The sequence below is a fragment of the Psychrobacillus glaciei genome (assembly GCF_008973485.1).
Classification (GTDB): domain Bacteria; phylum Bacillota; class Bacilli; order Bacillales_A; family Planococcaceae; genus Psychrobacillus; species Psychrobacillus glaciei.
The window spans coordinates 1452120-1473346 of record NZ_CP031223.1; the positions used below are offsets into that span (position 1 = coordinate 1452120).

Sequence of the window (21227 nt, forward strand, 5' to 3'; positions counted from 1 at the left end):
TTAAAAGAATAGGAAAGTATCTCATCTCTCATTATCCAAACCAAATTCATTATGTCTTTACTTATTTCAAGAGGGCGACAGACAAACATCCGCCACAGGATTACCGAAAAGAGAGGATCTGAAATGACGCAGTCACTTCCAGATCCTTCATAAAAGCCTTCGTTAATAATGTAGTCAAGCTTTCGTTCACAGCACTGTAGAAATTGCGAAGACAAAATGCACTTAAAGAACGCTTGCTGTTTTTTTAGAAATATTGCATTCTTTAATCTAAATCATTACGCTTATGGGATAGAAATATGGTTGGGTTGATTAGTGTTATCCCATCTATCTTTTGTTTAAAATGGGTATACAGTGTAAAATAGAAGAAAAATATAAAATTGGGGGTCTATGCAATGAAGTTCAAATCTGTTTTTGACATAATTGGACCTGTTATGATCGGACCATCCTCCTCGCATACTGCTGGAGCGGCTCGAATCGGGAGAGTAGCAAGAGATTTATTTGGTAAACAACCTACATGGGCTAAAATACATTTATATGGATCTTTTGCTGAAACATATAAAGGTCATGGAACAGATATTGCGATTATTGGTGGATTGCTAGATTATGATACCTTTGACGAACGTATTAAGACCGCTTTTGAAGATGCTGAAAAAGCGGGACTTACCTTTGAGTTCATTCCGGAGACAGCGCATACTGAACATCCTAATACAGCCCGAATTGTCATTGGCGATGGGCATCAAGAAATGTCTTTGGTTGGTATATCAATTGGTGGAGGAAAAATAGAAATTACAGAGTTAAATGGTTTTCCACTTAGACTTTCGGGGAATCTAGCGGCGATTTTGGTCGTACATGAAGACCGATCGGGTTGTATTGCAAACGTTGCTAATTGTTTAGCGAAATACGATATAAATATTGGTCATATGGAAGTTTCTCGAAAAGAAAAAGGAAATATGGCATTAATGATTATCGAAGTCGATCAAAATGTAGAGACACATATACTAGAAGAGATAGGTGCTTTACCTAATATTACACAAGTAACAAGAATAGCGGACTGAGGGGGAAAACGAATGGAATTTTTATTTCATAATGTTCGTGAATTAGTTGATTTAGCGAATAAAGAGCAAAAACTTATTTCAGAAATCATGATTGAACAAGAAATTATAATAACAGGTCGTTCAAGAGAAGAAATTATGGAACAAATGGATCGTAATTTGACTGTAATGGAAGAAGCGGTGGAAAAGGGATTAAAAGGTGTTCACTCGAAGTCCGGTTTAACAGGTGGAGATGCGGTACTGCTTCAAGCATATATGCAAAAAGGGAATACGTTATCGGGTGAATTAATGCTAGATGCAGTAAGCAAAGCGGTTGCAACGAATGAAGTAAATGCAGCGATGGGGACAATTTGTGCAACTCCTACTGCTGGTTCAGCTGGAGTCGTGCCTGGTACATTATTTGCTGTGAAAAACAAATTGAATCCAACGAGAGAACAGATGATTCGATATTTGTTTAATGCTGGAGCATTTGGTTTTGTAGTTGCGAACAATGCATCTATTTCAGGAGCAGCAGGTGGCTGTCAAGCGGAAGTGGGCTCCGCGGCTGGTATGGCTGCGGCTGCAATCGTAGAAATGGCAGGCGGAACTCCGGAACAAAGCTCTACAGCATTTGCAATTACACTTAAAAATATGCTCGGTTTAGTTTGTGATCCTGTCGCTGGTCTTGTAGAGGTTCCTTGTGTGAAACGAAACGCAATGGGTGCTTCGAACTCTTTAGTGGCTGCAGATATGGCACTCGCGGGTGTAACTAGTCGGATTCCTTGTGATGAAGTAATTGATGCGATGTATAAAATTGGTCAAACAATGCCGACAGCACTTAAAGAAACAGCTCAAGGCGGGCTTGCCGCAACTCCTACTGGAAAATGGTTAGAAGCTAAAATCTTTGGTGGATCGGTAGTAGGAAGTGGAAACTAAAAAAGATGAGTTAGTTACTTCCTTAAAAGGAGTGGGAAGTAGTATAGCTAACGCATTACATGAATTAGGAATTGTCTCTTTAGAAGATTTAGTTATGACATTTCCATATCGACATGAGGACTTTCGATTAAAAAATTTAGCAGAAACTGCACATAATGAACGAGTAACGGTGGAAGGAAGGGTCGAAAGTGAACCTTCTCTTCTTTTTTTAGGAAAAAGTAAATCGAGATTGCAAGTTCGCTTACTTGCAGGTCAACATCTTATAAAAGCTGTGTTTTTCAATCAAGCTTATTTAAAAACTAAAATTATTCCAGGTTCGGTAATTACAGTAACGGGAAAATGGGACAGAGGTAGACAAGTTATTAATGTTACTACTTTTTCCGCAGGACCTAAAACAGATCAACAAGATTTTGAACCGGTTTATTCCTTAAAAGGTTCTATTAACCAAAAGACTTTCCGTAAGTTTATGCGACATGCTTTAGATGAAGTGGATGGGCATTTAATAGATCCATTACCTGATTCAATTAGGGTTCCGTATCGATTACCAAGTATATCAGAAGCATTAGAAGGAATACATTTCCCGCAAAATGTGGATCATTCCAAAGATGCTAGAAGGCGTTTTGTATATGAAGAATTACTTATTTTTCAGCTTAAGATGCAGGCAATTAAAAAAGAGCGGAAGGAACAAAATGTTGGAAACACCGTTGCCTTCCAAAATGATTTACTAAAGAAATTAATCGAAACTTTGCCATACGAACTTACAAATGCTCAAAAAAGAGTTGTCAATGAAATTTGTCGAGATATGAAAGAACCCCATCGAATGAATCGTCTATTACAGGGAGATGTAGGTTCAGGGAAAACGATCGTTGCAGCTATTTGTTTGTATGCAGCAATTACAGCTGGTTACCAAGGGGCTCTTATGGCACCAACTGAAATTCTTGCGGAGCAACATGCTAGTTCACTAGATGAATGGCTATCTCCTATAGGTGTTCGAATTGCACTACTTACAGGTTCTACAAAAGCAAAGGCGCGTAGAAGTGTATTAGAAAATTTAGAAGCGGGTAATATTGATTTGTTAATTGGAACACATGCATTGATACAACCGGATGTGACGTTTAAACAACTGGGCATAGTTATTACGGATGAACAGCATCGATTTGGTGTAGAACAACGTCGAGTTCTGAAGGAAAAAGGAGAAAATCCAGATGTATTATTTATGACGGCAACTCCGATACCAAGAACTTTGGCGATTACTGCTTTTGGTGAAATGGATGTATCAATGATTGACGAAATGCCTGCTGGTCGAAAGATAATTGACACTCATTGGATGAAGCATGAGCAACTGCATAAAATTATTATTCGTCTGAAAAAAGAATTAGCAAATGGTAGACAGGCTTATATTATTTGTCCGCTTATTGAAGAGTCTGAAAAACTGGATGTACAAAATGCGGTGGATGTTTACAATATGATGGCTAATGATTTAGGAGCCGATTATTCTGTAGGGTTAATGCATGGTCGTCTTCATTCGGATGAAAAAGAGCAAGTGATGAGAGACTTTTCTGAAGGGAAAGTGAAAGTTCTTGTTTCTACAACAGTTGTAGAAGTTGGAGTGAATGTACCAAATGCAACGTTTATGATTATTTTTGATGCAGAACGTTTTGGACTTGCGCAGCTTCACCAGTTAAGAGGGCGTGTTGGTCGTGGAGAGCATCAATCTTATTGTATACTGCTAGCAGACCCTAAATCAGAAGAAGGAAAAGAACGAATGACATCGATGACAGAAACGAATGACGGATTTGTTTTGGCGGAGAAAGATTTAGAGTTGCGAGGCCCTGGAGACTTTTTTGGACGCAAACAAAGTGGATTACCGGAATTTAAAGTGGCAGATCTTGTACATGACTATCGTGCACTTAATACAGCAAAAGTAGATGCGGAAAGGCTTTTAAACTCAGATGAATTTTGGCATTCGGAAGAAATGAAAGACCTAAGAACTATATTAATAAACTCCAAAGCATTAGACGGAGAACGAATCGATTGAGGAGAATGCAAGAATGATTTTGAATCAATTCTTGCATTCTTTTTTTAATATTTATATACTGATATTAGTACCAAGTGCTAAAATGGTGGTGATTGGATGAAATTCACAAAAAAAGAAAGACAAAAACTACTTTTAGATACATTAGATAAAACGCCATTTATCACAGATGAACATTTAGCTGCTACATTTAAAGTGAGCGTGCAGACGATTCGTCTTGATCGAATGGAGCTTTCTATTCCAGAATTACGTGAACGTATAAAATCTGTCGCAACCCATAGTTTTGGGGAAGAAGTGAAATCACTTCCGATTGATGAAATTATTGGTGAAATTATCGATATTGATTTAGATAAACAAGCCATATCTTTATTAGACATTACAAAAGATCATGTGTTTGCTCGGAACGGAATTGCGAGGGGACATCATTTGTTTGCACAAGCAAATTCATTAGCTGTTGCAGTAATAAATGATGAGCTAGCACTTACGAGGAAATCTACTATTACATTTGTTAAACCTGTTAAAGCGGGGGACAGAGTAATTGCGAAAGCAATCGTAGTTTCGAGTGATATGCAAAAAAATACAACACTCATAGAAGTGACAAGTAAAGTGGAAAATGACACTGTTTTTGTTGGTCAATTCAGCATGTATAGAGTGACAAATTCTTAAATAAGGTGATGACATATGAAAATTTCAATTGATGCAATGGGTGGAGACAATGCACCGCATGAAATAGTAAAAGGAGTATATAAAGCACTAGAAGCGTTTCAGGATCTACATATTCAATTATATGGAGATGAAGAAAAATTATCTACACTAGTAACTGCACATAATCGATTACAAGTGATACATACAGACGAAGTTATTGAAGGAACTGATGAACCAGTACGTGCCGTCCGGAAAAAGAAAAACTCTTCCATGGTCAAAATGGCGGAAGCTGTGAAAAATGGAAAAGTGGATGCATGTGTTTCTGCTGGAAATACGGGTGCTTTAATGGCGGCGGGTTTATTTGTAGTTGGACGCATTGACCAGGTAGACCGACCTGCGCTGGCACCAACTTTACCTACGCTTGATGGGAAAGGTTTTGTCATGTTGGATTTAGGGGCAAATTCGGATGCAAAACCAGAACACTTAGCACAATTTGCTGTTATGGGTAGCGTCTATGCTGAAAAAGTTCGAGGCATTACAAACCCACGAGTTGGATTATTGAATATCGGTACCGAAGATAAAAAAGGAAATGAACTTACAAAAGAAGCGTTTATTCTTTTAAAAGATATGCCTATTAATTTCGTTGGAAATGTGGAATCTCGAGATTTATTGACAGGTGTGGCCGATGTTGTCGTGACGGATGGATTTACAGGCAATATGGTATTGAAATCGATTGAAGGTACTGCTTCGGGCATATTCACGTTGTTAAAAGAGGCTTTCAATACTTCTATGAAAACTAAAATTTCCGCGCTTTTAGTAAAAGACGAGCTTCGAGGATTAAAAACTAAATTAGACTACTCAGAATACGGAGGAGCAGGATTATTTGGTCTAAAAGCTCCTGTTATTAAAGCGCATGGTTCTTCCAATGCGAATGCTATTTTTCACGCTATTCGACAAGCTCGAACAATGGTAGAATATGATGTTTGTGGAATTATTCAAAGTACGTTAAGAAAGGAATTATCAAATGACTAAAATTGCATTTATTTTCCCAGGACAAGGCTCACAATCTGTTGGTATGGGACAACAATTAATCGGAAATGACCAGGAAAGCAAAAAATACTACGAAAAAGCAGACGAAGTATTAGGATTTTCTCTTTCAAATATAATGCTAGAAGGACCTGCAGAGGAACTAACGAAAACATATCACGCACAACCAGCATTACTTACAACAAGTACAATGATTGCCAAAAAACTGTTGGATGCGGGTATTTCACCTGAATATACTGCTGGTCATAGCTTAGGAGAATATTCGGCACTTGTTGCATCAAATGTTTTAAGTTTTGAAGATGCCGTTTTATTAGTTCATCAAAGAGGTTTATATATGAATGAAGCAGTTCCTGCAGGTGAAGGGGCAATGGCTGCGATTTTAGGTTTAGATAAGGACACTTTAGTTGAGGTGACGAAGGAAGTTTCTGAAGGTGGAGAAACTGTGCAAGTAGCCAATTTGAATTGTCCAGGTCAAATTGTTATTTCAGGAACAGCTGTCGGAGTGGAATTAGCATCTGCTAAAGCAAAAGAAGCAGGAGCGAAAAGAGCAATACCATTAGTAGTGAGTGGGCCATTCCATTCCGAATTAATGCGACCTGCTGCACATAAATTAAATACTGCTATTTCAGCTATTACATTACAAGATGCGAAAACACCTGTCATTTCAAATGTAACGGCCCTTCCTGTAACAGAAGCTTCAAATATACAGAACTTATTAGTAGAACAGCTTTATTCACCAGTTCGCTGGGAAGAATCCGTACAGAAGATGATTGAATTAGGAGTAACTACGTTTATCGAATGTGGTCCCGGCAAAGTCCTTAGTGGATTAGTAAAAAAAATCGATCGTTCTGTTACTACTTATTGTGTGTTTGATGAGGAATCGCTGCAACAAGTAATGACTGAATTAGGAGATGTTAAGCATGGGTAAATTAGACGGTAAATCAGCAATCGTAACAGGCGCTTCTCGTGGAATAGGGAAAGATATTGCACTTTATTTGGCTAAAGAAGGCGCGAAAGTCGCGGTGAACTATAGTGGGAGTAAAGAAAAAGCGGAAGCTGTCGTTGAGGAAATTAAATCTCTTGGTGGAGAAGCATTCGCAGTTCAAGCGAACGTGGATCATGCGGAAGACGTGCAAAAACTTATAAGTGAAACGATGGAAAACTTTGGCGCTATTGATATTCTTGTAAATAACGCAGGGATTACAAGGGATAATCTTCTTATGCGCATGAAAGAACAAGAGTGGGACGACGTGCTTAATACAAACCTTAAAGGTGTGTTCCTTTGTACAAAAGCTGTTACTCGTCAGATGATGAAGCAGCGTCATGGTCGTATTATTAATATCACTTCAATCGTTGGTGTTTCAGGTAATCCGGGACAAGCAAACTATGTAGCAGCAAAAGCTGGAGTAATTGGTTTAACCAAGTCGACTGCACTAGAGTTAGCGAGTCGTAATATTACGGTCAATTCTGTTGCACCGGGTTTTATAACAACAGATATGACAGATGCACTTTCGGAAGAAGTGAAAACACAGATGTTAAATCAGATTCCTCTTGCCAAGTTTGGGAATCCAGAGGATATTGCAAAAGCTGTAGCATTTTTAGCTTCAGATGATGCGAACTATATTACGGGTCAAACATTGCATGTAAATGGCGGCATGTATATGTAAGTTTTGCCTTTCATTAAAGAGAAGTTTTTTGTATAATCATTGAGGGGAGGTGACAAATGTGTCAACAGTTTTAGAACGCGTAAAAAAAGTAGTGGTAGATCGTCTAGGTGTCGATGAAAGCGAAGTAAAATTAGAAGCGTCTTTCCGTGATGATTTAGGTGCTGACTCTCTTGATGTAGTAGAATTAGTAATGGAACTTGAAGATGAGTTCGATATGGAAATTTCAGATGAAGATGCTGAAAACATTTCAACTGTAGGTAGTGCAGTTAGCTATATTGAAAGCAAACAAGGCTAATCTATTTAGCTGAGGAGACGTTCTACTTATTCCTTGCGAATAAGGATAGAACGTCTCTATTTCTTTTTGCACAATACCTTATAAACAGGTAAACTAGAGAGCATACATGTTAAGTTAGGAAGGCAGATTATTCATGAAAGTTAATCGTAAAAATATTCATTCGAAAAAAACAGTTTTCCCTGAAAGCGTAAAAGAACAATTTGTACAATTTCAACAACATTTTGAAGTTCAATTTGATAACCCAACATTATTGTATCAAGCCTTTACCCATTCATCTTATGTGAATGAGCATCGACGGAAGTTTTTTACCGATAATGAACGGCTGGAATTCCTAGGTGACGCCGTTTTAGAATTGTCTGTTTCTCAATATTTATTTCAACAATACACAGGGATGAGCGAAGGGGAGCTTACTAAACTCCGGGCGGCGATTGTTTGTGAGCCATCACTTGTGATATTTGCCAACGAACTAAACTTTGGAAAATATGTATTGCTTGGAAAAGGAGAAGAATTGACAGGTGGACGTGAACGACCAGCTTTACTAGCGGACGTATTTGAAGCATTTATCGGTGCATTATACTTAGATCAGGGATTAGAAACAGTCGTTGTATTTTTAAATAAGATTGTATTCCCTAAAATCGAACTCGGTGCTTTTTCGCATGTGATGGATTATAAAAGTCAACTACAAGAAGTTATTCAGCAACAAAATAATGGCATGATAAGCTATGAAATTGTCGAGGAAAAAGGGCCAGCGCATAACCGTACCTTTGTTTCTCGCGTTATGTTAAACACAAGAGAGCTTGGAATTGGTAAAGGGCGATCGAAAAAAGAAGCAGAACAACAAGCAGCAAGACTTGCGATTCTTGCATTAAAGGATCATGAACGGGAGGAATAAATTTGTTCCTTAAACGATTAGAGATAATAGGATTTAAATCATTTGCTGACCGAATTGGAATAGATTTTGTTCCGGGAGTAACTGCGGTAGTGGGTCCCAATGGTAGTGGGAAAAGTAATGTAACAGATGCAATTCGATGGGTGTTAGGGGAGCAATCCGCTAAATCCCTTCGAGGAGCAAAAATGGAAGATGTTATTTTTGCAGGAAGCGATTCAAGAAAAGCATTAAATTTTGCAGAAGTCACCATAATATTGGATAACACGGATCATCGAGTAGCACTCGATTTCGCAGAAATTAGTGTAACTAGAAGAGTATTTCGTTCTGGAGATAGTGAATATCTATTAAACAAGCAAACATGCAGATTGAAAGACATTACAGATTTATTTATGGATTCTGGGCTTGGAAAAGAAGCTTTTTCGATCATTTCTCAGGGGCGAGTAGATGAAATTTTAAATAGCCGACCTGAAGATAGAAGAACTATTTTTGAAGAAACTGCAGGAGTGCTTAAATATAAACAACGTAAGAAGAAAGCAGAATTCAAACTTATTGAGACAGATGACAATTTAAATCGAGTATTGGATATTTTACATGAATTAGATAGTCGGATGGAACCTCTTCAAATACAATCCTCGCTTGCGTCAGACTATTTGAAAATGTCTGATGAATTAAAGGGTATTGAAATTGCGGTTATCTCACATGATTTAAACTTATTTGTTCGAGAAAGCGCAGAACTACATACAAAACTCCAAGCACTTGAAGAAACGAAAAAAGCGCTTCTATTACAAATAAATGATATAGAAGCAAGCATTCAATCTGATAGAAAAGTAATGTCTAATATTGACGAAAAATTGGATGTTGGGCAAAGTGAACTAGTAGAAGCAAGCTCCGAATTAGAGCGTTTAGAGGGCAGAAAGCTTTTACTCGCAGAGAAAAAGCAAAATGCAAGCCAACAAATTTCTCAGTTAAGAAGAGCGCTGGTTGAAGAGCAAGAAAAGCTGGAAGTACTGGAATTTCAACTGAAAGAAAATAATGTATCTAAATCAGAAAAGCAAGTTCTACTAAAAGAACTTCGTTTAAAAAAACTACAAATTGAAACTGTTTTAAGTAAATCTGCCTCTGAGTTAGAAGAAGAGATAGAAGAATTAAAAAGTACTTATATTGATTTATTAAACGAAGAAGCAACCATGAAAAATGAAATGAAACATATGGAACAGCAACTTCAGTTTGAACTCATCTCTGCTGAAAAAATGATGGAAGATTATCGTGAAATAAAAGAAGAATTAGAGAAACTGACAAATCGCAAAAATGAACTAGACCTAACTCTTTCTTCTTGTCAGAAAGAGTTAGCAGACAAACTGCTCAATTTCAAAACAAAACGTGAAGTAGCTGAACAGCTTGAACGTGGGTTTGAAGAGCAACAAACGATGCTGCAAAAAGCATATCAAATGAAACATCAAATGCAAGCAAGAAAAGACTCTTTAGAAGAACTAGAATCTGAGTTTTCTGGATTCTTCCAAGGAGTAAAAGAAGTATTAATCGCACGTGATAAAAAAGAGTTGAATGGAATTCATGGTGCAGTAGCAGAGTTAATCCAAATTCCGCATACGTATATGAGCGCTATCGATACAGCTATCGGTCAACAGTCCCAACATATTATTACTGATACTAGTCAAGACGCGCGTGTGGCAATAGATTGGCTGAAAAAGAAAAGAGTAGGAAGAGCGACATTCCTTCCCCTTCAAGTGATGAAATCTCGTAAATTAAATGAGCAAACATTATCGGTGATTAAACAGCATCCATCTTTTGTAAATACAGCAGATAAACTAGTAAATTACAATGATGGGTATCAAATTATTGTAGAAAATCTACTTGGTAATATTATTGTTGCAAAAGATTTAAAAGGTGCAAATGAAATGGCATCTCGCTTGCAATACAAATACCGATTTGTCACGTTAGATGGAGATGTAGTGAATGCAGGTGGTTCTTTAACGGGTGGTTCTGTTAAGCAGCAATCTTCATTATTTACACGTAAAGTAGAATTGGAACAACTAAATGATAAATTAATAGAATTAGAAAAATCTGTATTACAAGCAGAAAAATCCGTTTCTGCAAAAAAACAAGAAGTACAGATGTTAAGAGTGGAGTTAGAAGAAACTCGACTTGCTGGGGAGAATTTAAGAGCTCAGGAACTTACACTACTTTCTGAAACGAGAGAATGTGCTGCGATTATTTCTAGGCTTACAAGCCAGTTACTTGAGTACGATGAAGAAAAGAATGAAAAAGTGAATCTACAATCTAACTTAGTTCGTAAAAAAGAAAAAACGACTTCAAGAGACGCAGAGATAAAAGAAGCGTTGGCTACTATTCAAGGGACGATTGACGACCTACAACATTTGAAATTGCAATCAATCGAAGAGAAAGACAAATTTCAAAATGAGCTAGGTATGTTATTATCTCAGATTGCAGTAGTAAATGAACAAGTCACACAGCAAGAAAGAGAAAAAACGCAATTTGTGAATTCGGTCCAATCGAGCACGCAAAAAATAGACACATTACAAAAAGAAATTGCATGGTATGAGAATGACGACCAAGCAGGTCCTTCAGCCGAAGAATTAACGAATCTAATTGCTCAGTATAAAATGACAAAAGACCGGTTAATAGAGCAAATACAAGGTGGAAAATTGGGCAGAATAGAACTTGTTCAAAATATTAGTCGCTCTGAAAGTTCTCTCAAACAATTTCAACAACAAGCAGGATTACTAACCAATGAAGAACGTTCTTTTGAAATTAAACTAAGTAAATTAGAAGTGGAGATAAATACTTTACAAAATCACTTAGAAGAAACGTATGAGTTGACTTTAGAGGAAGCGGAGCGTGATTTTTCTTTTGAAATGGAAGAACATCTTGCTCGTAAAAAAGTAACTTTATTAAAACGCTCGATTGAAGAACTTGGTCCGATTAATCTAGGAGCTATTCAAGAATTTGAACAAGTGAGTGAGCGCCATTCATTCCTAACCGAACAACGCGAAGATTTACTTTCTGCCCAAGAGACATTGCATGAAGTGATTAAAGAAATGGATGAAGAAATGATAATCCGCTTCGAAAGTACTTTTAATGACATTCAGAGGCATTTTAAAGTTGTTTTTAGGGAACTTTTTGGTGGAGGGCAAGCAGATTTGATCTTAACGGATCCGTCTTCATTACTTGATACGGGAATTGATATTATCGCACAACCTCCAGGAAAAAAGCTGCAAAACCTAACATTATTATCTGGAGGAGAGCGTGCATTAACTGCTATTGCATTATTGTTTGCTATACTTCATACACGCCCTGTACCATTTTGTATTCTAGATGAAGTGGAAGCGGCATTAGACGAAGCAAATGTTACTCGTTATAGTAAATATTTAAAGAAATTCAGCCATGATACGCAATTTATCGTGATCACGCATCGTAAAGGAACGATGGAAGGTGCGGATGTCTTATATGGTATCACCATGCAAGAATCTGGGATTTCTAAATTAGTTTCTGTTAAATTAGAAGAGGAATTAGTAACTTAATGTGGAGTAAAGGAGCTTGGATATGAGTTTTTTTAAGAAATTTAAAGAAAAAATGCTAGGGACGAAGGAAGAGATTGAAGAAACAGTTTCTATTACGAATAAGTTTAAAGAAGGCTTAGCTAAGACCAGAAACCAATTTACTTCCAAAGTAAATGATCTTGTTGCTAAATACCGAAGAGTAGATGAAGATTTTTTCGAAGAATTAGAAGAAATATTACTACAAGCGGATGTTGGCTTTGAAACGGTATCTGAGTTAATGGACTCATTGCGTTTTGAAGTACAACGAAAAAACATAAAAGATACTGCTAGTATTCAATCTGTTATTTCAGAAAAACTAGTGGAAATTTATGAAGCTGGTGAAGACAATGTAACGGAACTTCAACTGGAGGATGACGGTTTATCTGTTATTTTATTTGTCGGAGTAAATGGAGTAGGGAAAACAACGACCATTGGAAAACTTGCCCATCGTCTAAAAAGTGAAGGTAAAAAAGTAATGCTTGCTGCAGGAGATACATTCCGTGCAGGTGCCATTGAGCAACTTCAAGTTTGGGGCGATAGAGTAGGTGTAGAAGTGATTAAACAAGCGGAAGGTTCTGACCCTGCCGCAGTTATGTATGACGCTATAAGAGCAGCAAAAACACGAAATGCAGATGTGTTAATATGTGACACTGCAGGGCGTCTTCAAAACAAAGTGAATTTAATGAATGAGCTAGAAAAAATTCATCGTGTTATTTCAAGGGAAATTCCGAATGCTCCGCACGAAGTTTTGCTTGCTCTAGATGCTACCACTGGTCAAAATGCACTTGTGCAAGCACAGACGTTCAAGGAAGCAACAAACGTAACAGGGATTGTGTTAACGAAGCTAGACGGCACAGCAAAAGGTGGTATCGTACTCGCAATTCGCACAAAGCTTCATATCCCTGTTAAATTTGTTGGATTAGGCGAGCAAATGGACGATTTACAGCCTTTTGATTCAGAGAAATATGTATACGGTCTTTTTGCTGAAGGTTTAGAGCTTGAAAGTGAAAATGAATCAGACAAGTAATTTTACTTGACAGAAGAACGATCTGTTAATAAACTAGAGGATGACAATTGAATTGGTAAGGAGAGATGGGAATGATTGAAAAAACAACTCGTATGAATTTTCTCTTCGATTTTTACCAAGCTTTATTAACAGACAAACAAAGAAGCTATATGCAGCTTTACTATTTAGATGATTTATCACTTGGAGAAATAGCGGAAGAATATGATATTTCGAGACAAGCAGTTTATGATAATATTCGCCGCACAGAAGCAATGTTAGAAGAGTACGAGGAAAAACTTTGTCTTTTTTCAAAGTTTCAAAACCGTCAAGAAACAATCGAACAGCTGCTGCTAGTAGCAAAGGATCAATCATCTGAAAACACACTGATTCAACTCATTAATCAATTAAAAGAATGGGATTAGGAGGCGGCATGCATGGCATTTGAAGGATTAGCTGAACGACTTCAAGGGACGCTTCAGAAAATTAAAGGAAAAGGAAAAATTTCTGAGGCCGACGTAAAAGAAATGATGAGAGATGTTCGGTATGCACTTTTAGAAGCAGACGTAAACTTAAAAGTAGTAAAAGAGTTCGTCAAAAATGTTTCAGAACGTGCCGTTGGGCAAGACGTGATGAAGAGTTTAACACCTGGTCAACAAGTCATTAAAATCGTAAAAGATGAGCTGACGAAGTTGATGGGTGGAGAGCAAAGTCAAATCTCTTTTTCAACAAGACCACCAACTGTTATTATGATGGTCGGGTTACAAGGTGCAGGTAAAACGACTACCACAGGTAAATTAGCAAGTTTACTGCGAAAAAAGTATAATAAAAAGCCACTTCTTGTAGCTGCAGATATTTATCGTCCAGCAGCTGTGCAACAACTTGAAACGTTAGGTAAACAGTTGTCTTTACCTGTATTTTCTTTAGGAACTGATATTTCACCTGTAGAAATTGTAAAACAAGCAATAGAGCATGCAAAAGAAGCGCATAATGATGTCGTCATCATTGATACGGCGGGGCGTCTTCATATTGATGAAATACTGATGCAAGAGTTAAAAGATATTCGTGCTATCAAAGAACCAGATGAAGTATTTTTAGTCGTGGATGCTATGACAGGGCAAGATGCGGTCAATGTAGCGAATAATTTTAATGAAACAATTGGCATTACAGGTGTCGTATTAACGAAGCTTGATGGTGATACCCGAGGTGGGGCAGCTCTATCAATCCGTTCAGTTACGCAAAAGCCTATTAAGTTTGTTGGTATGGGAGAAAAAATGGATGCTTTAGAACCTTTCCATCCAGAACGAATGGCATCTCGTATTTTAGGTATGGGAGATATGATGTCGCTTATAGAGAAAGCACAAGCGAATGTTGATGAAGAGAAAGCGAAGGAACTAGAAGAAAAATTCCGTACGCAATCTTTTACATTTGATGACTTTTTAGAGCAAATTAGTCAAGTTAAAAAAATGGGTCCATTGGATGAAATTTTAAAAATGCTTCCAGGAGCAGGTAAAATTAAAGGTTTGGAAAATGCGAAAGTCGATGAAAAACAAATGGATCGCGTAGAAGCCATTATTTATTCCATGACAACGCAAGAAAAAACTACACCTGATATTATTAATGGTCCAAGAAAAAAAAGAATTGCAAAAGGATCTGGAACGACAATACAAGATATCAACAGATTATTAAAACAATTCGAAGATATGAAAAAAATGATGAAACAAATGACAAACATGCAATCCAAAGGGAAAAAAAAGATGAAAATGCCTGGTTTAGACTCGCTTTTTAAATAATTTTTCCATAAAAAAAAAGGGTGTTAAGAAAAAACACTTTACAAACAAATAAAAGCTTGATAATATACTATCTTGTGTGAAACTATTCGGAGGTGCAATAAAAATGGCAGTTAAAATTCGTTTAAAACGTATGGGAGCAAAAAAATCTCCTTTCTATCGTATTGTAGTAGCAGACTCTCGCGCTCCACGTGATGGTCGTCAAATTGTAACAGTAGGTACTTATAATCCACTTACTAAACCAGCTGAAGTTAAAATTAACGAAGAATTAGCGTTAAAATGGCTTCAAGATGGTGCGAAACCATCTGATACAGTACGTAACTTGTTCTCAGAACAAGGAATTATGGAAAAATTCCATAACGCAAAACTCGGCAAATAATCGGAGGGGACAATGTGAAGCAGCTGATCGAAGCAATCGTAAAACCATTAGTTGATTATCCAGACAAGGTTCAGATTGAAAAAGAAGAAAGCGTAAACCGTATAGTTTATAAGCTATCTGTTCATCCTGAAGATATGGGGAAAGTAATTGGCAAACAAGGGCGAGTAGCGAAAGCGATTCGTACTATTGTTTACTCAGCGGCAGGCAGTCACCAGAAGAAAAAAACATATGTCGACATTCTAGATTAATGTACAAAAAGGGAGAACAATTTGTTCTTCCTTTTTTGATAGGAGGTATTTTTATGGAATGGTTTAACGTTGGTAAAATCGTAAATACACATGGTATTTGGGGAGAAATTCGTGTTATATCTACCACAGACTTTCCTGATGAACGCTATGAAGTAGGAAGTGAACTTGGGCTTTATAAAGCAGATGGATCAAAACCGATTATTGTGAAAGTGGCTAGTCATAGAAAACATAAAAACTTTGATTTGTTAACATTTGAAGGATATACATTGTTAAAGGATGTTGAACTTTTAAAAAATGCGCTATTAAAAGTATCAGAAAAGTATCTTTCTGACTTAGAAGATAATGAATACTACTTTCATGAAATTATAGGATGTACAGTTGAATCAATTGAAGGTGAAACGATAGGTAAAATCACTGAAATTATTCAAACAGGCGCCAATGATGTATGGACGGTTCAACCAACTATAGGGAAGACACATTATATTCCTTATATTGAGGATGTAGTAAAAACAATAGATATTGAAAACAAAAAAATTATTATCGAAGTGTTAGATGGTTTATTATCATGATGAACATTCATATTCTTTCCCTATTTCCCGAAATGTTTGCAGGTGTTTTTAATACATCCATTTTGAAAAAAGCACAGGAAAAGAATGAAGTAGTTCTAAATGTATTGAATTTCCGAGACTTTTCTGGAAACAAGCATCACCAAGTAGATGATTATCCTTACGGTGGAGGGGCGGGCATGGTATTAAAGCCGGAACCGCTCTTTAATGCAGTAGAGTCTCTTACAACAAATACTGAGCAAAAGCGACGCATCATATTACTATGTCCTCAAGGAGAACGCTTTTCCCAACAAAAAGCGGAAGAACTTTCTCAAGAGGAAGAGCTAATATTCATTTGCGGGCATTATGAAGGATATGATGAACGTATTCGCGAGCATCTGATAACTGATGAAATTTCTTTGGGAGATTTTGTGCTTACAGGAGGAGAGTTAGCCGCAATGACGATTGTAGACAGTGTCGTGAGGCTATTACCGAATGTTTTAGGAAATGCAGAGTCACATGAAAAAGATTCCTTTTCAACTGGTCTTCTCGAGCATCCGCATTACACTCGTCCGGTAGAGTATCGAGGATACAAAGTACCCGATGTGTTATTATCAGGAAATCATGCGGAGATTGAAAAATGGAGAAGAGAACAGTCTCTGAAAAGAACAGCAGAAAGAAGACCAGAGTTATTAGAAACAGCTGAATTGACTGATAGAGATAAACAAGTCCTTCGAGTGTTAAAATCGTATCATAAATAAACTATTAAATTATTGCACCAAGAGACCTGTTATGTTATATTCTATTATGTGCTTCTATGTGAAGTGCGCATTTTGGGTGTTCCGCTGCAACGAATAATGTGTGTAAGAACATTCTATACAAGGAGAGAAAATGATGCAAAACATTATTTCAGAAATCACAAAAGAACAATTACGCTCAGATCTTCCTACTTTCCGTCCAGGTGACACAGTTCGTGTACACGTTAAGATCGTAGAGGGAACTCGTGAACGTATTCAAATGTACGAAGGTATTGTTATTCAACGTCGTGGTGGTGGAATAAGCGAAACTTTCACAGTTCGTAAAATTTCATCAGGTGTTGGGGTTGAACGTATTTTCCCAGTTCACACGCCAAAAATTGCACTTTTAGAAGTAATTCGTCGTGGTAAAGTTCGTCGTGCTAAATTGTTCTACTTACGCGATCTACGCGGTAAAGCGGCTCGTATTAAAGAACGTCGCTAATAGTAAAAAAGTAAATGTTGTAGCAAAAGTGAAGCCACTTTTGCTACAACATTTTTTCATAAAAGCAAAAGAAAATTAGTTCATATTCATACTCATTTTCGTTTCAAGACTTCTTTTTACGCTTTGTCTCACATAAAGTAAAATCGTTATATAGAGAAATGGTTGCTTTAATACACTTTTTTCCTTTTATAAAATAGCAAAAGGTGAAATTATATTTTTTAGCTGCTGATATCTCTTTAATAAGTGTCTATCACTTAGATATGTCACAAAAACGCTCGGAAATCATTACTAAAAATAAAATTTTTTCTTTTCTTTTTGCTTGAAATAGATTTTCCTTGTACAATAAAGGGAGTATATAAAGGGGGCAAGTTGATGGAACGAGTGAAGAAAGAAAAGAACGAATTATGGGAATGGTCCAAAGCCCTGTTAATTGCCTTTGGTATCGCCGCGATTATTCGTTTCTTTTTATTTACACCAATAGTAGTAGACGGTGAATCAATGATGCCGACTTTAAAAAATGGTGACCGAATGGTTGTCAATAAAATTGGTTATATGGTTGGTGAACCACATCGTTTTGATATAGTTGTATTTCATGCCCCAGAGCAAAAAAATTACATTAAACGTGTAATTGGACTTCCTGGAGATCGTGTTGAATATAAAAATGATCAGCTATACATTAACGGCAAAGCAATTCCAGAACCATATTTAGATCCGTACAAAAGTGAAATAACGGAGGGGTCTTTAACAGATGACTTCACGTTAGAAGAGACTGCTGCTCAAGTGGATAAAATTCCAGAAGGCTATATTTTTGTCATGGGAGATAACCGAAGATACAGTAAAGATAGTCGACTTATTGGTTTGGTTGCAATTGATGAGATAATTGGAAATACAAATCTCGTTTTCTGGCCATTTGATGAAATTGGCTTTGTGAAATAGTAAAAACGAAAGTTATCGGAATATTTGAAAGTTAGAAAGTAGAAGAGTAGATACTTTCTCATCCTTTAAAGGAGGAGATATAACATGACCATACAATGGTTTCCGGGTCACATGGCCAAAGCAAGAAGAGAAGTTACAGAGAATTTAAAACTGGTGGATATCATTTTTGAATTAGTGGATGCAAGATTGCCGTTATCTTCTAGAAATCCGATGATTGATCAAGTCGTACATCAAAAAACGAGATTACTTATATTAAATAAGATGGATATGGCTGATGAAACGGAAACAAAAAAATGGATAGCCTATTTTGACTCAAAAGGGCTTCCTACAGTGGCGATAAACTCTTTAGAAGGAAAAGGTCTACAGGCTGTCTTTAAAGCCGCTAAAGAGCTTTTAAAGCCCAAATGGGATCGAATGAATGAACGAGGTATTAAACCTCGTGCAATTCGTGCGATGATCGTAGGTATTCCGAATGTTGGAAAATCTACACTGATTAATCGATTTGCGAAAAAGAATATTGCGAAAACTGGTAATACACCTGGCCTTACTAAAAGGCAGCAATGGATAAAAGTCGAAAGGGAAATCGAATTACTGGATACACCTGGTATTCTTTGGCCGAAATTCGAAGACCAACAAGTTGGCTATAAACTTGCATTAACCGGAGCTATCAAAGATGCTCTGATCAATATGGAAGATTTGGCAGTGTACGGACTTCGATTTTTACAAGAACATTATCCAAGGCGCATGCAAGAAAGATATCAATTAACAGAAGTTAGTGAGGACTTAGTGGAAACTTTCGATCACATTGGAAAGTTGAGGAGATGTTTTGCTGGCGGTGGAGAGATTGACTACGATCAAGTAGCCGAACTAATCGTACGAGATATTCGAAATCTACATTTAGGTCGCTTAACTTTTGATAATGTAACTGAATAAAACAAAAATAATTTACCCTTTTTGCCATTTGGTGAAAAGGGTTTTCTCGATTTTTCAATAAATATACCGATACATATATTAAGACGTGTCTGTTGATTAACCATCTTCAACTATTTAATGAAACACTCTGTGGCTCACAGTTTTATATTTCAGTTCGCTTTTTAGATATATTACGTCGTAAGAAAGTTGCCGCTGGGATTTCCGCTGCAGGGCGGACGCTTTCCACCGGGTGAGCGATGAGCCTTCACCGCCGCTACGCGTTCGTTGTGAAGTCTCATTTGCCCACTCATCCGGTAGGAGTCGCCGCCCTTTCGCTTCAACCCAGAAGAAACATATTAACTATTCAGTAGTATTGTGCAAAGTTATCCACTCTACTAATCCGGATATTATCACCCAATAAATAATGCGCAACATACGGAATATTTTCAATGGAGACATATAATTTAATGCAAAGCTAAGTCTTTATTAAGAGAAAGTAGTCGCATTCTCTCCATGATTTGACTCGTCCAACCATTTATTGGATTTTATTTTAGATAATATAGTTAAGATTAATAAGTGAATAGTGACACTGAATAGTTAGCAAATATGCTGGATTGCAGCGGCAGGTGGCGACTCCGAAGGGATCAGGGAGACAGATGAGACAGCACAAACGGCGCACATGCGCCGGTGCTGGCTCATCGCTCCCCCCTCGGAAAGCGTCCACCTAGAGCGGAAATCCTGGCGGTCACTAAGACGCATTATATTGATTGCTTGTACTCAATACTAATAATCTCATGCCAAGTTAAAGCTTTGTTATAAGACAAACGACTTTATTTATAGGTTTAATTTGGCATGGGATGACACCTATTAAGGTACAATATCCATATATTTCTCCATAACGGAAGCTATCTTGCGGTTAGCAAAAAATAAGCATGCATCTTATGAGCGAAAGCGCCTATCCTGTGGTAACGAATCCTGATTGCTCGTAATTTACGTGACAGCACTCACTAAATAGCCGGCAACTCACGTTGATTGTAGCGTAAGGCGGCGACTCCTGCCGGAATAGCAAATAAATTTTGCGACGAAAGCGAAGCGGCTGAAGCCATGCCGGCGGAAAGCGTCCGCCAGAAGCGGAAATCAAAGCGAAAACTAACTAATGCGCATTATATCTATAATAAGACGGAAAACTAATCGTACATTAACTAAATGTATTAGTTGGAAAAAATATGATAATCAACAGTCATAATATTAAGACTGAGAAAGTTGATGTGATCCAAATGTTAAGCTTGAAAGAAATTAAAGGAAAGTTAGAAAGTACGATTACTTGGCAGTCTTGGATGAATGAATTGGAGACCGATAGTAGAATTGGTGCAATCAAGTTATTAAATACTTGGAAGAACAAGCAATCTCAACTTGAAAAAGAAATACTTGCACATGAAGAAAAGTGTTTGTTTGATGCAAGCTTTTGCCGACACAAGACAGACTTAGTGGCTGGTGTAGATGAAGCAGGACGCGGTCCACTTGCTGGACCAGTAGTTACAGCGGCAGTCATCTTAAATGACAATACAGATGAACTTATCGGTTTAAATGACTCCAAACAATTATCAAAGAAGAAACGGCAAGAACTAGCGATTAAAATAAAAAATAATGCAATCAGCTATTTTATTCATTTTCAATCTGTAGAAAAAATAGATGAACTTAATATCTACGAAGCAACAAAACAATCTATGACAGAAGCGGTCTTAAATTTAAAGGAACGTCCATCAGTAGTTTTGGTAGATGCGATGAAACTTCCGATTGTGATAGAAACGCACTCTATTATAAAAGGGGATGCTAAAAGTTTGGCAATTGCAGCAGCATCTATATTAGCGAAAACCGCACGTGATGACTATATGGATCAATTACATGAAGAATACCCGCAGTATTTATTTAACAAGCACGCTGGGTATGGTACGAAACAACATGTAGAGATGATCTATCAGTATGGTCCTACTATTCATCATAGGAAAACATTCGAACCGATTAAGTCATTATTAAAAAAATGAGGTGAAT

Annotated in this window: 21 protein-coding genes; all 21 read left to right on the top strand. The window is 37.2% G+C overall.

Annotated features, from left to right (window positions below; translation table 11 throughout):
• The first annotated feature begins 392 nt into the window (after positions 1 to 392).
• Positions 393 to 1055: an L-serine ammonia-lyase, iron-sulfur-dependent subunit beta gene (sdaAB, locus tag PB01_RS06435; protein ID WP_151699437.1), complete on the top strand. Its 663-nt coding sequence runs from the start codon at positions 393 to 395 to the stop codon at positions 1053 to 1055.
• 12 nt (positions 1056 to 1067) lie between these two features.
• Positions 1068 to 1967: an L-serine ammonia-lyase, iron-sulfur-dependent, subunit alpha gene (sdaAA, locus tag PB01_RS06440; protein ID WP_151699438.1), complete on the top strand. Its 900-nt coding sequence runs from the start codon at positions 1068 to 1070 to the stop codon at positions 1965 to 1967.
• Complete coding sequence (gene recG, locus PB01_RS06445) at positions 1957 to 4005, top strand: ATP-dependent DNA helicase RecG (RefSeq protein ID WP_151699439.1); 2049 nt, start codon at positions 1957 to 1959, stop codon at positions 4003 to 4005. The genes sdaAA and recG overlap by 11 nt, the downstream gene beginning before the upstream one ends.
• A 96-nt stretch (positions 4006 to 4101) precedes the next feature.
• Entirely contained in the window at positions 4102 to 4668 is a 567-nt protein-coding gene (fapR, locus tag PB01_RS06450; protein ID WP_151699440.1) for a transcription factor FapR, read from the top strand.
• Between the two features lie 15 nt (positions 4669 to 4683).
• Positions 4684 to 5679 carry a phosphate acyltransferase PlsX gene (plsX, locus tag PB01_RS06455; RefSeq protein ID WP_151699441.1) on the top strand — a complete coding sequence of 332 codons (996 nt, stop codon included), beginning with the start codon at positions 4684 to 4686 and terminating at the stop codon, positions 5677 to 5679.
• A complete protein-coding gene (gene fabD, locus PB01_RS06460) occupies positions 5672 to 6622 on the top strand; it encodes an ACP S-malonyltransferase (RefSeq protein WP_151699442.1) in 951 nt (316 codons plus the stop codon). Before plsX ends, fabD begins: the two co-directional genes overlap by 8 nt.
• Positions 6615 to 7361 (top strand): 3-oxoacyl-[acyl-carrier-protein] reductase, encoded by a 747-nt coding sequence (fabG, locus tag PB01_RS06465; RefSeq protein ID WP_151699443.1) that lies wholly within the window; start codon positions 6615 to 6617, stop codon positions 7359 to 7361. The genes fabD and fabG overlap by 8 nt, the downstream gene beginning before the upstream one ends.
• A 58-nt stretch (positions 7362 to 7419) precedes the next feature.
• The gene (acpP, locus tag PB01_RS06470; protein ID WP_151699444.1) at positions 7420 to 7656 is read left to right on the top strand and encodes an acyl carrier protein; all 237 of its coding nucleotides are present in this window, start codon (positions 7420 to 7422) and stop codon (positions 7654 to 7656) included.
• A gap of 133 nt (positions 7657 to 7789) precedes the next feature.
• The gene (gene rnc, locus PB01_RS06475) at positions 7790 to 8548 is read left to right on the top strand and encodes a ribonuclease III (RefSeq protein WP_151699445.1); all 759 of its coding nucleotides are present in this window, start codon (positions 7790 to 7792) and stop codon (positions 8546 to 8548) included.
• Between the two features lie 2 nt (positions 8549 to 8550).
• Positions 8551 to 12105 (top strand): chromosome segregation protein SMC, encoded by a 3555-nt coding sequence (gene smc / locus PB01_RS06480; RefSeq protein WP_151699446.1) that lies wholly within the window; start codon positions 8551 to 8553, stop codon positions 12103 to 12105.
• Positions 12106 to 12127: 22 nt separating this feature from the next.
• Entirely contained in the window at positions 12128 to 13150 is a 1023-nt protein-coding gene (gene ftsY / locus PB01_RS06485) for a signal recognition particle-docking protein FtsY (RefSeq protein ID WP_151699447.1), read from the top strand.
• Positions 13151 to 13221: 71 nt separating this feature from the next.
• On the top strand, positions 13222 to 13551 hold the full coding sequence (locus tag PB01_RS06490) for a putative DNA-binding protein (protein WP_151699448.1): 330 nt from the start codon (positions 13222 to 13224) through the stop codon (positions 13549 to 13551).
• Between the two features lie 12 nt (positions 13552 to 13563).
• Positions 13564 to 14919, top strand: coding sequence for a signal recognition particle protein (gene ffh, locus PB01_RS06495; RefSeq protein WP_151699449.1), 1356 nt, complete (start codon positions 13564 to 13566; stop codon positions 14917 to 14919).
• Between the two features lie 103 nt (positions 14920 to 15022).
• Positions 15023 to 15295 (top strand): 30S ribosomal protein S16, encoded by a 273-nt coding sequence (gene rpsP, locus PB01_RS06500; protein ID WP_151699450.1) that lies wholly within the window; start codon positions 15023 to 15025, stop codon positions 15293 to 15295.
• 14 nt (positions 15296 to 15309) lie between these two features.
• Complete coding sequence (locus tag PB01_RS06505) at positions 15310 to 15543, top strand: KH domain-containing protein (RefSeq protein WP_151699451.1); 234 nt, start codon at positions 15310 to 15312, stop codon at positions 15541 to 15543.
• A gap of 53 nt (positions 15544 to 15596) precedes the next feature.
• On the top strand, positions 15597 to 16112 hold the full coding sequence (gene rimM / locus PB01_RS06510; RefSeq protein WP_151699452.1) for a ribosome maturation factor RimM: 516 nt from the start codon (positions 15597 to 15599) through the stop codon (positions 16110 to 16112).
• Positions 16112 to 16849, top strand: coding sequence for a tRNA (guanosine(37)-N1)-methyltransferase TrmD (gene trmD / locus PB01_RS06515; RefSeq protein ID WP_151701989.1), 738 nt, complete (start codon positions 16112 to 16114; stop codon positions 16847 to 16849). Before rimM ends, trmD begins: the two co-directional genes overlap by 1 nt.
• Before the next feature lie 133 nt (positions 16850 to 16982).
• Positions 16983 to 17327, top strand: a complete 345-nt coding sequence (gene rplS, locus PB01_RS06520) for a 50S ribosomal protein L19 (protein ID WP_151699453.1) — start codon at positions 16983 to 16985, stop codon at positions 17325 to 17327.
• Between the two features lie 372 nt (positions 17328 to 17699).
• Positions 17700 to 18263 (top strand): signal peptidase I, encoded by a 564-nt coding sequence (gene lepB / locus PB01_RS06525; protein WP_151699454.1) that lies wholly within the window; start codon positions 17700 to 17702, stop codon positions 18261 to 18263.
• 84 nt (positions 18264 to 18347) lie between these two features.
• Positions 18348 to 19196, top strand: coding sequence for a ribosome biogenesis GTPase YlqF (gene ylqF / locus PB01_RS06530; RefSeq protein ID WP_151699455.1), 849 nt, complete (start codon positions 18348 to 18350; stop codon positions 19194 to 19196).
• A 1256-nt stretch (positions 19197 to 20452) separates the two neighbouring features.
• The gene (locus PB01_RS06535) at positions 20453 to 21220 is read left to right on the top strand and encodes a ribonuclease HII (RefSeq protein WP_151701990.1); all 768 of its coding nucleotides are present in this window, start codon (positions 20453 to 20455) and stop codon (positions 21218 to 21220) included.
• Positions 21221 to 21227 lie beyond the last annotated feature (7 nt).

Coding starts and splice junctions, on each gene's coding strand:
- trmD (WP_151701989.1), top strand. CDS start 16,112: ATGAACATTCATATTCTTTCCCTATTTCCCGAAATGTTTGCAGGTGTT.
- rpsP (WP_151699450.1), top strand. CDS start 15,023: ATGGCAGTTAAAATTCGTTTAAAACGTATGGGAGCAAAAAAATCTCCT.
- fapR (WP_151699440.1), top strand. CDS start 4,102: ATGAAATTCACAAAAAAAGAAAGACAAAAACTACTTTTAGATACATTA.
- fabG (WP_151699443.1), top strand. CDS start 6,615: ATGGGTAAATTAGACGGTAAATCAGCAATCGTAACAGGCGCTTCTCGT.
- ftsY (WP_151699447.1), top strand. CDS start 12,128: ATGAGTTTTTTTAAGAAATTTAAAGAAAAAATGCTAGGGACGAAGGAA.
- lepB (WP_151699454.1), top strand. CDS start 17,700: ATGGAACGAGTGAAGAAAGAAAAGAACGAATTATGGGAATGGTCCAAA.
- PB01_RS06535 (WP_151701990.1), top strand. CDS start 20,453: ATGTTAAGCTTGAAAGAAATTAAAGGAAAGTTAGAAAGTACGATTACT.
- rimM (WP_151699452.1), top strand. CDS start 15,597: ATGGAATGGTTTAACGTTGGTAAAATCGTAAATACACATGGTATTTGG.
- rnc (WP_151699445.1), top strand. CDS start 7,790: ATGAAAGTTAATCGTAAAAATATTCATTCGAAAAAAACAGTTTTCCCT.
- sdaAA (WP_151699438.1), top strand. CDS start 1,068: ATGGAATTTTTATTTCATAATGTTCGTGAATTAGTTGATTTAGCGAAT.
- plsX (WP_151699441.1), top strand. CDS start 4,684: ATGAAAATTTCAATTGATGCAATGGGTGGAGACAATGCACCGCATGAA.
- PB01_RS06490 (WP_151699448.1), top strand. CDS start 13,222: ATGATTGAAAAAACAACTCGTATGAATTTTCTCTTCGATTTTTACCAA.
- fabD (WP_151699442.1), top strand. CDS start 5,672: ATGACTAAAATTGCATTTATTTTCCCAGGACAAGGCTCACAATCTGTT.
- sdaAB (WP_151699437.1), top strand. CDS start 393: ATGAAGTTCAAATCTGTTTTTGACATAATTGGACCTGTTATGATCGGA.
- rplS (WP_151699453.1), top strand. CDS start 16,983: ATGCAAAACATTATTTCAGAAATCACAAAAGAACAATTACGCTCAGAT.
- ylqF (WP_151699455.1), top strand. CDS start 18,348: ATGACCATACAATGGTTTCCGGGTCACATGGCCAAAGCAAGAAGAGAA.
- ffh (WP_151699449.1), top strand. CDS start 13,564: ATGGCATTTGAAGGATTAGCTGAACGACTTCAAGGGACGCTTCAGAAA.